Below are 16550 nucleotides of genomic sequence, written 5' to 3'. Positions count from 1 at the left end.
GTCATTCATCTTTTCCAGTTCATCTTCTTCAAAGTCAAATTACCTATGACCACAGAGCCGCCTAAAGCGCCCCCGCTTTATCCGAAGACCCACCTGCTGGCCGCAAGTGGCATCGCCGCCCTTCTCAGCCTGGCGCTACTGATATTTCCATCCAGTGACGTAGAGGCCAAGAAGACAACGTTGAACCTGGAGCTGGAACGCCCAGCCGATCAACTGACACAAGACAAAGACGCCGTCGAACTCGATCAAGCCACAAATGAAGGCAATCCATCGCCTTTCGCCCAGATCGACAACAGCGCCGAAGAGCCCCACGACACCGCCAAGACCGAACCGGCGCCCGAGGAAAAGAAGGCTTCAGGCCATCGCGAGGTGACCGTTACCCGCGGCGATACGCTCTCTACCCTGTTCGAAAAGGTCGGCCTGCCGGCTGCATCGGTACATGAGGTCCTGGCCAGCGATAAACAAGCCAAGCAGTTTTCCCAACTCAAGCATGGTCAGACCCTGGAGTTCGAGCTGAGCCCCGACGGCCAGTTGAACAACCTGCACAGCAAGGTCAGCGACCTTGAGACCATCACCCTGACCAAGGGCCCGAAAGGTTTCACCTTCAATCGTGTGATTGCCAAGCCGGTGGTGCGTTCTGCCTACGTGCACGGCGTTATCAAAGGCTCGCTGTCACTCTCCGCCCAACGCGCCGGCATGCCCCATAGCCTGACCCAAGAAATGACCAAGGTGTTCGGCTACGACATCGACTTCGCCCAGGACATCCGCCCCGGCGACGAGTTCGAAGTGATCTACGAGCAGAAAGTGGTCAACGGCAAGATCGTCGGCACCGGCAATATCCTGTCCGCACGCTTCACCAATCGTGGCAAGACCCACACCGCCGTGCGCTACACCAACAAGCAGGGTTCCAGCAGCTACTACACCGCCGATGGCAACAGCATGCGCAAGGCCTTTATCCGCACGCCCGTGGATTTCGCCCGCATCAGCTCGCGCTTCTCCATGGGCCGCAAGCATCCGATCCTGAACAAGATTCGCGCCCACAAAGGCGTCGACTACGCAGCTCCGCGCGGTACGCCGATCAAGGCCGCCGGCGACGGCAAGGTACTCCTGGCCGGTCGTCGCGGCGGCTATGGCAACACGGTGATCATCCAGCACAACAATACCTACCGGACCCTCTACGGTCACATGCAGGGTTTTGCCAAAGGTGTACACACCGGCAGCAGCGTCAAGCAAGGCCAGGTCATTGGCTACATCGGCACCACCGGCCTGTCGACCGGGCCGCACCTGCACTACGAGTTCCAGGTCAATGGCGTACACGTCGACCCGCTGGGCCAGAAACTGCCCATGGCCGACCCGATCGCCAAGTCCGAACGGGCCCGCTTCCTGCAACAGAGCCAGCCGCTGATGGCGCGCATGGACCAGGAAAAGCCCAGCAAAGTCGCCTCGGCCAAACGGTAAACCACGATGCTCTACATAGGTGTGATGTCCGGGACCAGTCTTGATGGGCTGGACATTGCCCTGGTAGCGCTCGACGGCTCCATCCGGCTGCTGGCCAGCCACTACATCCCCATGCCGCAGGCCTTGCGCGCAGAACTGCTTGGCCTGTGCGCCAGCGGCCCCGACGAAATTGCCCGGGCCGCCATCGCCGAGCAGAACTGGGTCAGCCTGGCCGCCCAGGGTATCAACACCCTGCTGGAACAACAGCGACTCAAGCCCGATGCCGTGCGAGCCATCGGCAGTCACGGCCAGACCATCCGCCACGAGCCCGCACGCGGTTTTACCGTGCAGATCGGCAACCCGGCCTTGCTCGCGGAACTGACCGGCATCACCGTCGTCAGCGACTTCCGGCGCCGTGATGTGGCGGCCGGCGGTCAGGGCGCACCACTGGTTCCGGCGTTCCATGAAGCGCTTTTCGAAGCGCGCAAGGGACAGCGCGCCGTGCTGAATGTCGGCGGATTCAGCAATCTGAGCCTGATCGAACCGGGCCAGGCGGTCTCCGGCTTCGACTGCGGCCCCGGCAATGTGCTGCTCGACGCCTGGATCCAGGATCAGCGCAACGAACCCTACGACCGCAACGGCCAATGGGCGACCAGCGGCCGAGTTGATTCCGCGCTGCTGCAAGCCCTGCTCAGCGATCCGTTCTTCCAGACCCAGGGCCCGAAAAGCACCGGTCGGGAGGTGTTCAACCTGAACTGGCTGAAACGGCATCTGAGCCGCCTGCCCGCCCTGGCGGCCGAAGATATCCAGGCCACCCTGCTCGAACTCAGCGCACGGACCATCGTCGAGTCGCTGACAAGCGCCCAGGAGAAGACCGAAGAATTACTGGTGTGTGGCGGCGGTGCCCATAACGCGGCCCTGATGGCGCGACTGGCCCAGTTGCTGCCCGGCACCCGGGTCGGCAGCACCGCCACCCATGGCGTGGACCCCGACTGGGTCGAAGCCATGGCCTTTGCCTGGCTGGCCCAATGCTGCCTTGATGGCATCGAAGCCAATCGCCCAAGTGTCACCGGCGCACGCGGCCTGCGGGTGCTGGGCGCCATCTACCCTGCCTGACACACAGCAAAACGCCGCGAAGTTCGCGGCGTTGGCGGTAAAGCGCACTCTACAATCAGATCGAGAATGACGACCCGCAACCACAGGTCGTGGTGGCATTCGGGTTCTTGATCACAAAACGAGAGCCTTCCAGGCCTTCCTGGTAATCCACCTCGGCGCCTGCCAGGTACTGGAAGCTCATCGGATCGACCACCAGGCTGACGCCTTCGCGCTCGACGATGGTGTCGTCATCGGCCACTTCCTCATCGAAGGTGAAGCCGTACTGAAACCCTGAACAACCGCCACCCGTAACGAATACGCGCAGCTTCAAGCGATCATTACCCTCTTCATCGACCAGACTCTTCACCTTGTGCGCGGCACCGTGAGTGAATTGCAAAGCCGTGGGGGTGAAGGATTCGACGCTCATGCTGACTATCTCCCGGCGTTACGCCGCCATAATGCGTGATGACGCGCATTATCCGCTTCTCCTAGAAAAGCGGTCAACTATTGTTAGGGTATATCAATCAACCCAGGCAACCTCGCAGAATGCAGGAAGGCCCGCTTGACGGGCCTTCCTGGCAAACGCGATCGAGACCTTACGGCAGCATGCCCGCATGGGACAGGCCCAGGCGCTCGTCCAGACCGAACAGGATGTTCATGTTCTGCACCGCCTGGCCCGAGGCACCCTTGACCAGGTTGTCGATCACCGACAACACCACCACCAGGTCCCCGTCCTGCGGACGATGCACGGCAATCCGGCACACGTTGGCGCCGCGTACGCTACGGGTTTCCGGGTGGCTACCGGCCGGCATCACGTCGACGAACGGTTCGTTGGCGTAACGCTTCTCGAACAGCGCCTGCAGATCCACCGAACGATCGACCACGGTCGCGTAAAGCGTGGAGTGAATACCGCGGATCATCGGCGTGAGGTGCGGTACGAAGGTCAGCCCCACGTCCTGACCGGCGGCACGCCGCAGCCCCTGGCGGATTTCCGGCAAGTGACGATGGCCCTTGACCGCATAGGCCTTCAGGCTTTCGGAGGTTTCCGAGTACAGCGAACCGACGCTGGCGCCACGACCAGCCCCGCTGACGCCCGACTTGCAGTCGGCGATCAGGCGCGTGGTATCCGCCAGGCCCGCTTCAAGCAGCGGCAGGAAACCCAGCTGGGTGGCGGTCGGATAGCATCCCGGCACGGCAATCAGGCGGGCCTGCTTGATCTTCTCGCGGTTCACTTCCGGCAAGCCATAGACCGCCTCGTCCAGCAACCCCGGCGCACCGTGCGGCTGGCCATACCACTTGGCCCATTCCTCGGCGTCCTGCAGACGGAAGTCGGCGGACAGGTCGATGACCTTGGTGCCGGCCGACAGCAACTCACCGGCCAGGGCGTGGGCCACGCCATGGGGCGTGGCGAAGAACACCACATCGCAGGCGCCGAGGGTATTGATGTCCGGCACACTGAACCTCAGGCCGTCGTAATGACCACGCAGGTTCGGGTACATGTCGGCCACGGCCAGGCCCGCCTCGGATCGCGAAGTGATGACGACCACTTCTGCCTGCGGATGCTGTGCCAACAGACGCAGCAATTCGACACCGGTGTAACCCGTGCCGCCGACGATACCGACCTTGACCATGACCTGCCCCCTCAACGAAACCACTGGAAAGCCCACGATGATAGGGGCCGCGCGCGCCTGCGACAACCGTCAAGGTGACGTGCGGGCGCACGAGCCTCTACTATTCGGCCTACCGTGAACCTGGGAATAACCAAAATGCTCTATCTGTGGGTCAAAGCCTTCCATATCGTCAGCGTCATCTGCTGGTTTGCCGGCCTGTTCTATCTGCCGCGCCTGTTCGTCTACCACGCCCAGAGCGAGGACAGCACCAGCCAGGAGCGTTTCAGCGTCATGGAACGCAAGCTGTATCGCGCGATCATGGGCCCGGCGATGATCGCCACGCTGATCTTCGGCGGCTGGCTGATCGCCCTCAACCCGAGCATCTTCAGCCAAGGCGCCTGGATACATGCCAAGCTGACCCTGGTGGCCGTGCTGATCGGCTATCACCATATTTGCGGCGCCCAGGTGAAACGCTTTGCCCGTGGCGAAAACACCCGCAGTCATGTCTTTTATCGCTGGTTCAATGAAGTGCCGGTTCTGATATTGCTGGCTATTGTCATTCTGGTCGTTGTCCGGCCGTTCTAGCTAGAGTCCACTCATCCCTTATCGGAGCACTCTCCATGTCGCTGCCCGCCCTGCTCGAACAACGCCTGCGCTTGCCCGTGGTGGCCGCGCCGATGTTCCTGATTTCCAACCCGCAACTGGTGCTCGCTTGCTGCCGCAACGGGGTGGTGGGCAGCTTCCCGGCACTGAACCAGCGTGAAAGCAGTGGTTTCAAGGCCTGGCTCGAGGAAATCGAAGCAGGCCTGGCGACGCTGGACAATCCGGCGCCTTACGCCGTCAACCTGATCGTGCACAACAGCAACCCGCGACTACAGGCCGATCTGCAGATCTGCATCGAACACAAGGTGCCAATCGTCATCACCAGCCTGGGCGCCGTCAAGGAACTGGTGGACGCCGTACACGGCTACGGCGGCCTGGTGTTCCACGACGTGACCACCCGTCGCCATGCCGAAAAAGCCGCCGAAGCCGGGGTGGATGGCCTGATTGCCGTGGCAGCCGGTGCCGGTGGCCATGCCGGCACCTGGAGTCCGTTTGCCCTGATCGCCGAAATCCGCCAGTTCTTCGACAAGACGCTGTTGCTGGCCGGCTGCCTGAACCACGGTCACGAGATTCTCGCCGCACAGTTGCTCGGCGCGGACCTGGCCTATTTCGGCACCCGATTTATCGGAACCACGGAAAGTCATGCTTCCGATGCGTATAAAGAGATGCTGCTCACAGCCCAGGCAGCCGATATCGTGCACACTGCGGCGGTATCCGGCGTACCGGCGAGCTTCATGCGCCAGAGCCTGGAAAAGGCCGGCTTCGACCTCGCCGCGCTGCAAGGCAAGGGCGAGGTGAACTTCGGTGCCAAGCTCAAGCCGATCAGCGATGAGGCCAAGGCCTGGAAAACCGTCTGGTCGGCCGGCCAGGGGGTCGGTGAAATCGCTGACCTGCCCAGCGTCGACCAATTGATCGCCCGGCTCGATGCCGAGTACCGCAAAGCCCAGGCACTGGCCGCGGAACTGCCACGGCACTGGCCGCGCCGGTAAGTAGAAGGTGGCCTGCACCCCTGTTGCAGGCTTACACTGCAACGCCAATGACTTGTGACAAGGACGCCCTTCATGAGCGAAAACCGCTTCAAAATTGTGTTCGACGGCACCTTGCAGGCCGGTGTGGATAAATCCACCGCCCTGCACAACCTCGCCGCCCTGTTCAAGACCGATGCCGCTTCGATCGAGCGACTGTTCAGCGGTCAGCCGGTTGCCCTGAAACGCGACCTTTCAGCCGCCGAGGCCGAGTCCTACCTGCAAGCCCTGCGCAAGACCGGCATCGAGGCCCGCCTGGAAGCCGAACCGGCCGCGGTCGAGCTGAGCCTGGCGGATATCGATGACCTGCCGGCCAGTACCGCACCGGCGGACACCGCGACCGAGCAATCGCCCTACGCCCCGCCGCAGGCCCGGGTCGGGGATGCCCTTCCCGCCTTTGGCCAGCTCCAGGCCTTCACCACTCGCGGGCGGATCGGTCGGCTGCGCTACCTGGCCTGGAGCATGGTCCTGATGTTCGTGACCCTCCCGGTGGCGGGCGCAATCTTCGCCCTCGCCATGGGCACTGCGGCAGCCTCCCTGAACACGGCGATCACCATCGGCGTTGTGCTCGGCGGCGCGGCCTTGATCGCCTTCATGGTCTTTTCCATCCAGATCGCCGTACAGCGCCTGCACGATATCGGTTGGTCCGGCTGGCTCTGGCTGCTGACCCTGGTACCGTTCGTGGGCAGCGTATTCCCCTTCGTGCTGATGTTCTGCCCCGGCAACAACGGCGCCAACCAATACGGCGCACCGCCACCGCCCAACAGCACCGCGGTCAAGGTCCTGGCCGTGCTCTCGGTCGTCTGCGGGGTCATCTTTGGCGTTGCGGCCGTGACCGGTGGCCTGACCAACCTGGAGAAAGGCTACTACAAGGAATCGGCCAGCTATTCCGAAAGCAGCGACGCCGTCAGCCCCGACGAAGCCGACAGCGCCAGCGATGCAGCAGCCGAACCCGCTCCGCCCGCTGTAGACTATGGGAAAGACGAGAAAGAATAACCGTTTCCGAGCCTGCGACCCTCTGTCCCAAGGCTCGGAGCCGTTGTGATGGAGAACTGCATGACCCGTTACGCCCTGATCACCGGCGCCTCCAGTGGCATTGGCCTGGCACTGGCCGAAGCCCTGGCGCGCCGGGGCCGCAGCCTGATTCTGGTGGCCCGCCAGCGTGATCAGCTGGAAACCATTGCCCTGGAGTTGACCCAGCGCTTCGGCGTCGAGGTGCTGTTTCGCGCCTGCGACCTGAGCGAGCCGCTGCGCCTTTCCGGCTTTCTCCTGGAACTGGAAGAAGGCGAACGGCAGATCGACCTGCTGGTCAACTGCGCCGGCCTCGGCACCTGCGGCCCGTTCCTGGCCCAGGATTGGGGGACGGAGCAGGACCTGATCGAGGTCAATATCCTGGCCCTGACCCGACTTTGTCATACCCTGGGTAACCTCATGGCGATACACGGTGGCGGACAGATCCTCAACGTGGCATCGATGGCGGCTTTTCACCCGGCCCCCTGGATGAGCACCTATTACGCGAGCAAGGCCTACGTGCTGCACTTCTCCGAAGGCCTGCGCGAAGAGTTGAAGAAAACCGGCATCAAGGTGTCGGTGCTCTGCCCGGGCCTAACCCGGACCGCGTTCTTTCGCACGGCCCAGCTGGCGGTCGAAAAGCTTGCCCACAGCCGGCTGATGATGAGCCCCGAAGAGGTGGCGCTATACGCGGTGCGCGCCCTGGACAAGAACCGGGCGGTGATCATTCCCGGCTGGCGCAACCGCTGGCTGGCCCGGGCCCCGCGCCTGGTGCCACGCTGGATGATGCGCAAGCTCGCCGGTGTCACCACCAAGGCCTATTGCCCGCGCTGAAACTTAAACTCACGGCCGTGTCCGTACAGACTCTGGCCCGACTCACCCAACGGAGAAACAGCTGTGGATACTCTGTTCACCAAGATCATCAACAGAGAAATACCCGCGAGGATCATCTACGAAGATGACCAGGTCCTCGCCTTCCACGATATCGCCCCGCAGGCACCGGTGCATTTCCTGGTCGTGCCGAAAAAGCCGGTACGCACGCTCAATGACCTGACCGAAGACGACAAGGCCCTGGCCGGGCACATCCTCTTCACCGCCCAGCGCCTGGCCCTGGAGCTGGGATGCGAAGAAGGCTTTCGCGTGGTGATGAACTGCAATGAACAAGGCGGGCAGACCGTCTATCACATTCATATGCACGTGCTGGGTCAGCGCCAGATGCACTGGCCGCCGGGCTGATACCCCACGCCCTGTGTAGGAGCGAGCAAGCTCGCTCCTACAGGCCCCATGACCCAACGCAAACCTTCCTCTCTCGATTGCGGTAAACTGCAGACCGAGATTTTTCCCGGAGGTCAGCATGACTACCCAACGTCACTACTCGCCGATTGATCGTTTTCTGCTGCAAGCCGATACCGCCATGCGCACCCTGCTGCCGTTCAGCGGCCAGCCCTACCGTCCTTCGCCGGCCATCGTGCAGCCCGACGCGCCGATGAGCGAAGACGACAGCCGTCACGTCGCCGGCCTGATGCGCATCAACCATACCGGGGAAGTCTGTGCCCAGGCGCTCTATCAGGGCCAGGCCCTGACCGCCAAGCTGCCCCACGTACGCGCGGCCATGGAAAAGGCCGCCGAAGAAGAGATCGATCACCTGGCCTGGTGCGAACAGCGCATCCGCCAACTGGGCAGCCACCCCAGCGTGCTCAATCCGCTGTTCTATGGTCTGTCCTTTGGTATCGGCGCCGCGGCCGGCCTGATCAGCGACAAGATGAGCCTGGGTTTCGTCGCCGCCACCGAAGACCAGGTGTGCAAACACCTGAACGAGCACCTGGAACAGTTGCCCGCCGAAGACGAAAAGTCCCGGGCGATCCTCGAGCAGATGCGCATCGACGAAGAACAGCACGCCGAGTCCGCCCTGGACGCCGGCGGCTTTCGCTTCCCGGCACCGGTGAAGTTCGGCATGAGCCTGCTGGCCAAGGTCATGACCAAGAGCACCTACCGGATCTGATGCCACGCCAGCCCCTGCAAGGGGCGGCCAAAAAGAAGGGCGCCACTGGGGCGCCCTTCTTTTTGCCCGGAAAACCTACGCCGGCATATTGCGCGCGTAAAAGATCTCCAGCATTTCGTGTTTCACCCGCTGGGTCACCTGGGCACGCTGCTCCGGCGACAGGTTGCTGGTCGCGTCACCAAACAGGTAGTTGTCCAGTTCGAAATCCTTGAGCAGCATCTTGGTGTGGAACAGGTTCTCCTGGTACACGTTCACATCCGTCATCTGATAGCTCTTGCGGCTGTCTTCCGAGAGATAGTTCTGGATCGAGTTGATCTCGTGGTCGATGAAGTGCTTCCTGCCTTCGACATCACGGGTGAAGCCGCGCACGCGATAATCGACGGTGACGATGTCCGAGTCGAACTGGTGAATCAGGTAGTTGAGGGCTTTGAGCGGTGAGATGACGCCGCAGGTCGACACATCGATGTCCACACGGAAGGTCGCGATACCGTCGACCGGATGGATTTCCGGGTAGGTATGCACCGTGATGTGGCTCTTGTCGAGGTGGGCCAGGAGGGTCTCGGGCAACGGGCCTGGGGATTCTTCGATCTGACTGTCGGTCGGGGTCACCGGCTGCTCGGAGATCAGGATCGTGACACTGGCACCTTGGGGATCATAATCCTGACGCGCGATGTTCAGGATGTTGGCACCAATGATATCCACCACCTCCGTGAGGATCTGGGTCAGACGTGCCGCGTCGTATTCCTGATTGATGTACTCGACGTAGGCCTGCTGATCCTGCGGGGTTTCCGCGTAACAGATGTCATAGATGTTGAAGCTCAAGGTCTTGGTCAGGTTGTTGAACCCGTGGAGCTTGAGTTTGCTTTTCACCGTTAACGACTCTCCATGCAGACCAAGGCGACTGATCGCCAGAGTCTGCACGGACTTTATGATAGTTGAATGTCGACTCAGCCGAGTTCGACGATCTCGTAGTCGTGGCTGATGGCAACGCCGGCGGCACCGAGCATGATCGAGGCCGAGCAGTATTTCTCCGCCGACAGTTCGATCGCCCGCTTGACCTGGGCTTCTTTCAAGCCACGACCCTTGACCACGAAATGCAGGTGAATCTTGGTGAACACCTTGGGATCTTCAGTGGCGCGCTCGGCCTCGAGAAAGGCTTCGCAGCTTTCAACCGGCTGACGGGACTTCTTGAGAATGCTCACCACATCGAAGTTGCTGCAGCCACCCAGGCCCAACAGCACCATTTCCATCGGGCGGACACCCAGGTTGCGGCCACCGCTTTCCGGCGGACCGTCCATGACCACCACATGCCCGCTACCGGACTCTCCGAGGAACATGGCTTCGCCAGCCCATTGGATGCGTGCCTTCATCACCTAGACTCCACTGCTGAAAAAAGGGACCCAGCTTAGCACAGCGCCCCGCCCACGCAGGAAAACGGCAACGGGCGACGACCGGTCAGTCACCTGGGTAAATTCACAAATTTCGACAGAGTGCGTCTGCTATGCTGGCGCCAAATGAATGGCGTTCTGCCAGCCTTGCAGCTAGGCCTAAAAAAACAAATCACACTGTGCAGTCTTTCCGGGATACAACCATGGTTGCTCTGGCTTCCGCCCCCAAGATCAAGAACCTCGACAAACTGCTGATGCATTGTCAGCGCCGCCGCTATCAGGCCAAGAGCAATATCATTTGTGCCGGTGATCGCTCGCAAACGCTGTTTTTCATCATCAAGGGCGCGGTCACGATCCTGATCGAGGATGACGACGGGCGGGAAATGATCATCGCCTACCTCAACACGGGCGATTTTTTCGGCGAACTGGGTCTGTTCGAACAGGCCGGCCTGGAGCAGGAGCGCAGCGCCTGGGTGCGTGCCAAGGTCGAGTGCGAAGTGGCAGAGATCAGCTACTGCAAATTCCGCGAACTGGCCCAGCAGGACCCGGACATTCTCTACGCCCTCAGCGGCCAGATTGCCCAGCGCCTGCGCAACACCACACGCAAGGTGGGCGACCTGGCGTTCTTCGACGTCACCGGTCGCGTCGCCCGCTGCCTGCTCGAACTGTGCAAGCAACCCGATGCCATGACCCACCCCGACGGCATGCAGATCAAGATCACCCGTCAGGAAATCGGACGGATCGTCGGCTGCTCGCGGGAAATGGTCGGGCGGGTGCTCAAGGATCTGGAAGAACAGAACCTGGTGAACGTCAAAGGCAAGACCATGGTGGTGTTCGGCACCCGTTAGCGGCAGAACATGTCCGTCAACATCTGCTGATACAGCTCGCTGAGCCGCTCGAGGAATAGCGGTGCGGCATAGACCTCATGCAGGGCCACATGGCTTTGCGCCCTGACCCGTGCCTCCAACTGGCAGGCCTGGTTGAAGCGATTGACCGCCGCCACCATCGCGTCGCGCTCGTTATCGATCAACATCGCACCATGCACCAGGCCCACCGGCCGAGTGCCGCCCCGGCTCTGGCGCCAGCGCTGGGCAGTGCCGACCATCTTGCGGCCATTGAGGTTGACGTTGAAGCGACCGTCACAAAACGCGCCGTCGATTTCACCCAGGGATGACACACCGCCCAACTCATCCAGTGCATCGCAGATCGGCTGGCACAGGCGCCGGTAGCCCGTCTCGATGCGATGCTGGTCGCCTTCATCACGGGGCGGTGCATACACCAGGGCGATATTGACGGTGGAACCGGACTGCGGCACCGGCTCGCCACCGGTTTCCCGCAGCAATACCGGCCAGTCGCTGGCGGCCAGGGCTTCGCAGGCCGCGTCGAAACCCGGCAAACGATTCAAGCGCCGAGGCATGACCAGCGCGCGGTCGCTGGGCTGCCAGAACAACAGCCCCCAATCCTGCTCACCGGCACAGACCGAGGCCAGCAGATCCTGTTCGGCGCGCAGGCCGGCTTCGACGGTGAGGGAAATCGGCAAGGCCATTGGCGTCATCCTGATAGCAACTGCCCGTCAGTCGAGGGTAGAACCCATGACCACCGGCGCGCCACGCTCCGGGAAAAACAGGCGCTGCAATTCATCGCCCGGACTTTCCGCACGCATGAACGCCTCGCCCACCAGGAACGAATACACCTCGCTGACTTCCATCAGCTCGACATCCGCCCGGTTGAGAATGCCGCTCTCGGTAATGACCAGGCGATCACGGGGGATGATCGGCAACAGGTCGAGAGTGGTTTCCAGGCTGACCTCAAAGGTGTGCAGGTTACGGTTGTTGATACCGATCAGCGGCGTATCCAACACCTTCAGCGCCCGCTCCAGTTCGGCGGCGTCATGGGACTCCACCAATACGTCGAGGCCGACCCCCTTGGCCACATTGGCCAATTCAGCCATCTGCCCATCGTCCAGCGCCGCGACGATCAGCAGGATGCAATCGGCGCCGAGGGCACGGGCTTCGACGATCTGATACGGGTCGACCATGAAATCCTTGCGGATCACCGGCAGCTTGCACGCCGCGCGCGCCTGTTGCAGGTAAAGGTCGGCGCCCTGGAAGTAGTCCACGTCGGTCAACACCGACAGGCAGGTCGCCCCGCCCTTTTCGTAGCTGCGCGCAATGTCGGCCGGGATGAAGTGCTCCCGGATCACGCCCTTGCTCGGCGAAGCCTTCTTGATTTCGGCAATCACCGCCGGCTGTTTCTGCTTCGCCCGCTCGATCAGCGCCTTGGCGAAACCGCGCGGCGCGTCGGCGGCCCGGGCCATCGCCTCAAGCTCTGCCAGGCTCACGCGGGCGCTACGCTCGGCCACTTCCTCGGCCTTGCGAGCGAGGATCTTCTCCAGAACGGTTGGCACACTCATCCTTCATTCTCCTGCTTGAATACGGCGGTGAACGCGCCCAGTTCTTCGAGTTTTTCCCGGGCAAGACCGGTGTGCAGTGCATCGTGAGCCAGAGCCACACCCTCCTTGAGACTGCTGGCGTGATCGGCGGCATACAGCGCGGCACCGGCATTGAGCACGATCATTTCCGCGGCCTTCTGGCCGTTCTCGGTCTTGCGCCGCCCCAGGGCATCTCGGATCAGCTCCAGGGACGCCGCCGGGCTCTCGACCACCAGGCCAAACAGACTCTGGCTCTTTATACCCAGGTCTTCGGGCTGAACCCAGTATTCAGTTATTGCACCATCTTTCAGCTCCGCCACATAGGTCGGCGCGGCGAGGCTGAATTCATCCAGGCCGTCCTGGGAATGCACCACCAGCACGTGCTTGCTGCCCAGGCGGTGCAACACTTCGGCCAGTGGCCGGCACAACGCCTGGGTGAACACGCCGACCACCTGGTGTTTCACACCGGCCGGATTCGTAAGCGGGCCGAGCATGTTGAACAAGGTGCGCAGGCCCAGGTCGCGGCGCGGCGCGGCGGCATGCTTCATCGCACTGTGATGGGTCTGGGCGAACATGAAGCCGATCCCGACGTTATCGATGCAGCGCGCCACCTGGACCGGTGTCAGGTTCAGGTAGATGCCGGCGGCTTCGAGCAGGTCGGCGCTGCCACTTTTGCCCGACACCGCGCGGTTGCCGTGCTTGGCAACGGTGCAACCGGCAGCGGCCACGACAAAGGCGGATGCCGTGGATACGTTGAAAATATTCGCCCCGTCACCGCCGGTGCCGACCACGTCGACCACGCCGTCGAGGGTCTTGAGTTCGACCTTGTCCGCCAGCTCGCGCATCACCGAGACCGCGCCGACGATTTCGTCGATGCTTTCGCTCTTCATCCGCATGGCCATCATGAAGGCGCCGATCTGCGCCTCGGTGCATTGCCCGGTCATGATTTCACGCATGACATCGCGCATTTCTTCGGTGCTCAGGTCCAGGTGGCCGACGATACGGCTCAGGGCAGTCTTGATATCCATGAAAACTCCTTAGCGCGTGCCGCCGGTCTGTTTGAGAAAGTTGGCGAACAGCTGGTGACCCTGCTCGGAGAGAATCGACTCGGGATGGAATTGCACCCCTTCGATGTTCAGTGTCTTGTGGCGCAGGCCCATGATCTCGTCGACCGAGCCGTCTTCCAACTGGGTCCAGGCGGTCAGCTCCAGGCAGTCGGGCAAGGTTTCGCGCTTGACGATCAGGGAGTGATAGCGGGTAACGGTCAACGGCAGGTTCAAGCCCTCGAACACGCCCTTGCCCTCATGGAACAGCGGGCTGGTCTTGCCGTGCATCACCTGGCGGGCACGAACCACATCGCCGCCGAAGGCCTGGCCGATGGACTGGTGGCCCAGGCATACGCCGAGGATCGGAAGCTTGCCAGCAAAATGCAGGATGGCTTCGATGGAAACGCCTGCCTCACTCGGCGTGCAAGGGCCCGGCGAGACGACGATGCGTTCAGGCTTGAGGGCTTCGATCTGGGCGATGGTCATCTCGTCATTGCGAATGACCTTGACCTCGGCACCTAACTCACCAAGGTACTGAACGACGTTGTAGGTAAAGGAATCATAGTTGTCGATCATCAGTAACATCTGGGCCAACCTCTTGAATACTGACTTTGGCTTCGAACCTTCCCGCGCCGGTCATGGGCACGGCGATACCGCAGTGGCGGCGATGGAGCATCAGGAAGGCAAACGGGGGCGGGCCGGGCGAGCCGGCAGGGGATTAAAGTCAGGCGCGCCAACGCCAACGGGCGTGGGCCTTGATAACACGCATCAAGAGCTTGCTGACAATCAACACAGGGTAACTCTCACCAATACATTTCGGCACAGTAGCCTACCGGGACGACGGGCGCAATATCGTCGAAAATTATCGCAACACACAGCAAGGAACAAATCCCACATCAATACGAAAGCAATCCTACCGAAATAGGAAAAACCTCCTGCAATGCGCATGTCCATCCTCTTGATATGGTCATTCGGGCCATCTTTGGCAAAAAACCAGAAAAGGATTTTCGTGCATGCGCAAAGCGCCCTTCTTTCGTTCCGCCTTGAGTCTATTGGCCATGCCCCTGATCAGCGGCCAGGCACTGGCGGCCCCCTCCCCTTATTCATCGCTGATCGCTTTTGGCGACAGCCTCGGCGACTCCGGGCAGTTTCCCGGCGGTGAACGCTTCACCAACCGCGATGCCAATGGCAACTTCGCCCCCGTCTCGCCGATGATCCTCGGCGGTCGACTGGGTATCGACCCTGACCAACTCAATCCCTCCACCTCCCTGGACACTCGTCCAGATGGCAACAACTGGTCGGTCGGCGGCTACCGTACCGACCAGATCCTCGAGTCGATCATCGGCACCTCGCAGCTCATCATCCCGCCGGGCGAGCCTGGCGCCGGCACGGTCCTGCGCGAGCGCCCCGGCTATCTGGCCAATGGCCGCCGGGCCGACCCGAACGCCCTCTACTACCTGACCGGTGGCGGCAATGACTTCTTCCAGGGATACGTCACCAATGCCGCCGACGCCGCCGCGGCCGGCGCACGCCTGGCCGCCAGTGCACAGGCACTGCAGCAGGGCGGAGCGCGCTACATCATGGTCTGGCTGCTGCCCGACCTGGGCCTGACCCCGAACTACAGCGGCACACCACTGCAAGGCGTAGTGTCGCAACTGTCCGGCGTATTCAATCAGTCCCTGGTGAACCAGCTCGGTCAGATCAAAGCCGAGATCATCCCACTGAATGTCCCCGCCCTGTTCGGCGAGGCCCTGGTCAGCCCGGCCCAGTTCGGTCTGGCCACCGACCAGAACCTGATCGGCACCTGCTACAGTGGCGAAAATTGCGTCGAGAATCCGCTCTACGGTGCCCATGGCGCGACACCAGACCCGACCAAACTGCTGTTCAACGACATGGTGCATCCGACCATCGCCGGCCAGCAACTGATTGCCGACTATGCCTATTCGATCATTTCCGCTCCCTGGGAACTGACCCTGCTGCCGGAGATGGCCCACGCCAGCCTGCGCGCCCATCAGGACGAACTGCGCAACCAGTTGCAAACCTCCTGGCAGGCGGTCAACCAGTGGCAAGCATTCGTCGCCACCGGCGCCCAGGATCTGGACTTCGACAGCCAGCGTAGCGCCGCCAGTGGCAACGGTCACGGCTATAACCTGACCCTGGGTGGCAGCTACCGGCTCGACGAAGCCTGGCGCCTGGGTCTGGCGGCGGGGGTCTATCGGCAGAAACTGGAGGCGGGCCAGCAACACTCGAACTACAAGCTCGACAGCTACCTCGCCACGGCCTTCGCCCAGTATCGCCAGAACCGCTGGTGGGCCGATGCGGCGCTGACCGCGGGTTACCTCGACTATCACGACCTCAAGCGTACCTTCGCCCTAGGTGTCAGCGAGCGCAGTGAGGCAGGCGATACCGATGGCAAGGCCTGGGCGCTGAGCGGCCAACTAGGCTACAACCTCGCTGCCGATGGCAGCGTCTGGCAGTTGTCGCCGTTCATCGGCGCCGACTATGCGCGGGTCAGGGTCAATGGCTACGACGAGAAGAGCGGGCTCTCCACCGCGCTCGGCTTCAACGACCAGGATCGCAAGTCCCGACGCCTGGGTATCGGCTTGCAGGGCGGCTATCAGGTACGACACGGCACCCGGTTGTTCGCCGAAGTTGCACGTGAGCATGAGTTCGAGAATGACCGGCAGGATCTGACGATGCACCTGACCAGCTTGCCGGCAAACCATTTCACCCTGATCGGTTACACGCCACAGAGCAACCTGACACGCGCCAGTCTGGGTTTGAGTCATGAACTGATGCAGGGGTTGAACCTGCGGGGCAATTACAACTGGCGCAAGAGTGACGAGTTGACGCAGCAGGGAGTGAATTTGGCTGTCAGCATGGACTTCTAAACCTGTTGGGG

The 16550-nt window shown here is 61.9% G+C and carries 18 protein-coding genes; 10 read left to right on the top strand and 8 right to left on the bottom strand.

Going from position 1 to position 16550, the window contains the following annotated elements; genetic code table 11:
* Positions 1-45: 45 nt before the first annotated feature.
* Entirely contained in the window at positions 46-1458 is a 1413-nt protein-coding gene (locus NUH87_RS20360; RefSeq protein ID WP_338522478.1) for a peptidoglycan DD-metalloendopeptidase family protein, read from the top strand.
* Between the two features lie 6 nt (positions 1459-1464).
* The gene (locus NUH87_RS20355; protein WP_338522477.1) at positions 1465-2553 is read left to right on the top strand and encodes an anhydro-N-acetylmuramic acid kinase; all 1089 of its coding nucleotides are present in this window, start codon (positions 1465-1467) and stop codon (positions 2551-2553) included.
* Positions 2554-2608: 55 nt separating this feature from the next.
* Here NUH87_RS20355 and erpA read toward each other — a convergent pair whose 3' ends face one another.
* Together erpA and argC are read right to left on the bottom strand one after the other, a co-directional pair.
* Positions 2609-2959, bottom strand: coding sequence for an iron-sulfur cluster insertion protein ErpA (gene erpA / locus NUH87_RS20350; RefSeq protein ID WP_007906865.1), 351 nt, complete (start codon positions 2957-2959; stop codon positions 2609-2611).
* 169 nt (positions 2960-3128) lie between these two features.
* Positions 3129-4163 (bottom strand): N-acetyl-gamma-glutamyl-phosphate reductase, encoded by a 1035-nt coding sequence (gene argC / locus NUH87_RS20345; protein WP_338522476.1) that lies wholly within the window; start codon positions 4161-4163, stop codon positions 3129-3131.
* A gap of 135 nt (positions 4164-4298) precedes the next feature.
* Here argC and hemJ point away from each other — a divergent pair, with 135 nt between their 5' ends.
* The 6 genes from hemJ (at position 4299) to coq7 (ending at position 8783) form a co-directional block, all read left to right on the top strand.
* Complete coding sequence (hemJ, locus tag NUH87_RS20340; protein ID WP_338522475.1) at positions 4299-4727, top strand: protoporphyrinogen oxidase HemJ; 429 nt, start codon at positions 4299-4301, stop codon at positions 4725-4727.
* 35 nt (positions 4728-4762) lie between these two features.
* The gene (locus tag NUH87_RS20335) at positions 4763-5734 is read left to right on the top strand and encodes a nitronate monooxygenase family protein (RefSeq protein ID WP_338522474.1); all 972 of its coding nucleotides are present in this window, start codon (positions 4763-4765) and stop codon (positions 5732-5734) included.
* Between the two features lie 72 nt (positions 5735-5806).
* Positions 5807-6766, top strand: coding sequence for a DUF805 domain-containing protein (locus NUH87_RS20330; RefSeq protein WP_338522473.1), 960 nt, complete (start codon positions 5807-5809; stop codon positions 6764-6766).
* Between the two features lie 60 nt (positions 6767-6826).
* On the top strand, positions 6827-7615 hold the full coding sequence (locus NUH87_RS20325; protein ID WP_338522472.1) for an SDR family oxidoreductase: 789 nt from the start codon (positions 6827-6829) through the stop codon (positions 7613-7615).
* A 63-nt stretch (positions 7616-7678) separates the two neighbouring features.
* Complete coding sequence (locus NUH87_RS20320; protein ID WP_040064873.1) at positions 7679-8017, top strand: histidine triad nucleotide-binding protein; 339 nt, start codon at positions 7679-7681, stop codon at positions 8015-8017.
* 118 nt (positions 8018-8135) lie between these two features.
* Positions 8136-8783, top strand: a complete 648-nt coding sequence (gene coq7, locus NUH87_RS20315; RefSeq protein ID WP_338522471.1) for a 2-polyprenyl-3-methyl-6-methoxy-1,4-benzoquinone monooxygenase — start codon at positions 8136-8138, stop codon at positions 8781-8783.
* A gap of 75 nt (positions 8784-8858) precedes the next feature.
* On the opposite strand, the gene speD is transcribed toward coq7, so the two are convergent.
* Both speD and NUH87_RS20305 read right to left on the bottom strand, forming a co-directional pair.
* Complete coding sequence (speD, locus tag NUH87_RS20310) at positions 8859-9653, bottom strand: adenosylmethionine decarboxylase (RefSeq protein ID WP_338522470.1); 795 nt, start codon at positions 9651-9653, stop codon at positions 8859-8861.
* A gap of 77 nt (positions 9654-9730) precedes the next feature.
* A complete protein-coding gene (locus NUH87_RS20305; protein ID WP_338522469.1) occupies positions 9731-10153 on the bottom strand; it encodes an OsmC family protein in 423 nt (140 codons plus the stop codon).
* Positions 10154-10374: 221 nt separating this feature from the next.
* Between NUH87_RS20305 and crp the strand changes: the two genes are divergently transcribed.
* Positions 10375-11019, top strand: a complete 645-nt coding sequence (crp, locus tag NUH87_RS20300) for a cAMP-activated global transcriptional regulator CRP (RefSeq protein ID WP_338522468.1) — start codon at positions 10375-10377, stop codon at positions 11017-11019.
* Here the strand turns inward: crp and NUH87_RS20295 are convergent.
* Genes NUH87_RS20295 through NUH87_RS20280 form a run of 4 tightly spaced genes read right to left on the bottom strand, consistent with a single transcriptional unit; the run spans position 11016 to position 14233 of the window.
* Positions 11016-11717 (bottom strand): lipoate--protein ligase family protein, encoded by a 702-nt coding sequence (locus NUH87_RS20295; RefSeq protein ID WP_338522467.1) that lies wholly within the window; start codon positions 11715-11717, stop codon positions 11016-11018. The two genes, crp and NUH87_RS20295, sit on opposite strands and share 4 nt — an antisense overlap.
* 27 nt (positions 11718-11744) lie before the next feature.
* A complete protein-coding gene (gene trpC, locus NUH87_RS20290) occupies positions 11745-12584 on the bottom strand; it encodes an indole-3-glycerol phosphate synthase TrpC (protein ID WP_338522466.1) in 840 nt (279 codons plus the stop codon).
* Positions 12581-13630 (bottom strand): anthranilate phosphoribosyltransferase, encoded by a 1050-nt coding sequence (trpD, locus tag NUH87_RS20285; protein ID WP_338522465.1) that lies wholly within the window; start codon positions 13628-13630, stop codon positions 12581-12583. The genes trpC and trpD overlap by 4 nt, the downstream gene beginning before the upstream one ends.
* A gap of 9 nt (positions 13631-13639) precedes the next feature.
* Complete coding sequence (locus tag NUH87_RS20280; RefSeq protein ID WP_338522464.1) at positions 13640-14233, bottom strand: aminodeoxychorismate/anthranilate synthase component II; 594 nt, start codon at positions 14231-14233, stop codon at positions 13640-13642.
* Between the two features lie 428 nt (positions 14234-14661).
* Between NUH87_RS20280 and estP the strand changes: the two genes are divergently transcribed.
* Positions 14662-16539 (top strand): esterase EstP, encoded by a 1878-nt coding sequence (estP, locus tag NUH87_RS20275; protein WP_338522463.1) that lies wholly within the window; start codon positions 14662-14664, stop codon positions 16537-16539.
* Positions 16540-16550 lie beyond the last annotated feature (11 nt).

It is taken from the genome of Pseudomonas batumici (genome assembly GCF_036585405.1).
Classification (GTDB): domain Bacteria; phylum Pseudomonadota; class Gammaproteobacteria; order Pseudomonadales; family Pseudomonadaceae; genus Aquipseudomonas; species Aquipseudomonas batumici.
Note: the sequence above shows the minus strand (reverse complement) of the source record. Positions and strands in the feature narration are given on the sequence as shown.

Bases quoted from the DNA above. Each gene is read 5' to 3' on its own strand.
- NUH87_RS20360 (WP_338522478.1), top strand. From the start codon at position 46: ATGACCACAGAGCCGCCTAAAGCGCCCCCGCTTTATCCGAAGACCCAC.
- NUH87_RS20355 (WP_338522477.1), top strand. From the start codon at position 1,465: ATGCTCTACATAGGTGTGATGTCCGGGACCAGTCTTGATGGGCTGGAC.
- erpA (WP_007906865.1), bottom strand. From the start codon at position 2,959: ATGAGCGTCGAATCCTTCACCCCCACGGCTTTGCAATTCACTCACGGT.
- argC (WP_338522476.1), bottom strand. From the start codon at position 4,163: ATGGTCAAGGTCGGTATCGTCGGCGGCACGGGTTACACCGGTGTCGAA.
- hemJ (WP_338522475.1), top strand. From the start codon at position 4,299: ATGCTCTATCTGTGGGTCAAAGCCTTCCATATCGTCAGCGTCATCTGC.
- NUH87_RS20335 (WP_338522474.1), top strand. From the start codon at position 4,763: ATGTCGCTGCCCGCCCTGCTCGAACAACGCCTGCGCTTGCCCGTGGTG.
- NUH87_RS20330 (WP_338522473.1), top strand. From the start codon at position 5,807: ATGAGCGAAAACCGCTTCAAAATTGTGTTCGACGGCACCTTGCAGGCC.
- NUH87_RS20325 (WP_338522472.1), top strand. From the start codon at position 6,827: ATGACCCGTTACGCCCTGATCACCGGCGCCTCCAGTGGCATTGGCCTG.
- coq7 (WP_338522471.1), top strand. From the start codon at position 8,136: ATGACTACCCAACGTCACTACTCGCCGATTGATCGTTTTCTGCTGCAA.
- NUH87_RS20305 (WP_338522469.1), bottom strand. From the start codon at position 10,153: ATGAAGGCACGCATCCAATGGGCTGGCGAAGCCATGTTCCTCGGAGAG.
- crp (WP_338522468.1), top strand. From the start codon at position 10,375: ATGGTTGCTCTGGCTTCCGCCCCCAAGATCAAGAACCTCGACAAACTG.
- NUH87_RS20295 (WP_338522467.1), bottom strand. From the start codon at position 11,717: ATGGCCTTGCCGATTTCCCTCACCGTCGAAGCCGGCCTGCGCGCCGAA.
- trpC (WP_338522466.1), bottom strand. From the start codon at position 12,584: ATGAGTGTGCCAACCGTTCTGGAGAAGATCCTCGCTCGCAAGGCCGAG.
- trpD (WP_338522465.1), bottom strand. From the start codon at position 13,630: ATGGATATCAAGACTGCCCTGAGCCGTATCGTCGGCCACCTGGACCTG.
- NUH87_RS20280 (WP_338522464.1), bottom strand. From the start codon at position 14,233: ATGTTACTGATGATCGACAACTATGATTCCTTTACCTACAACGTCGTT.
- estP (WP_338522463.1), top strand. From the start codon at position 14,662: ATGCGCAAAGCGCCCTTCTTTCGTTCCGCCTTGAGTCTATTGGCCATG.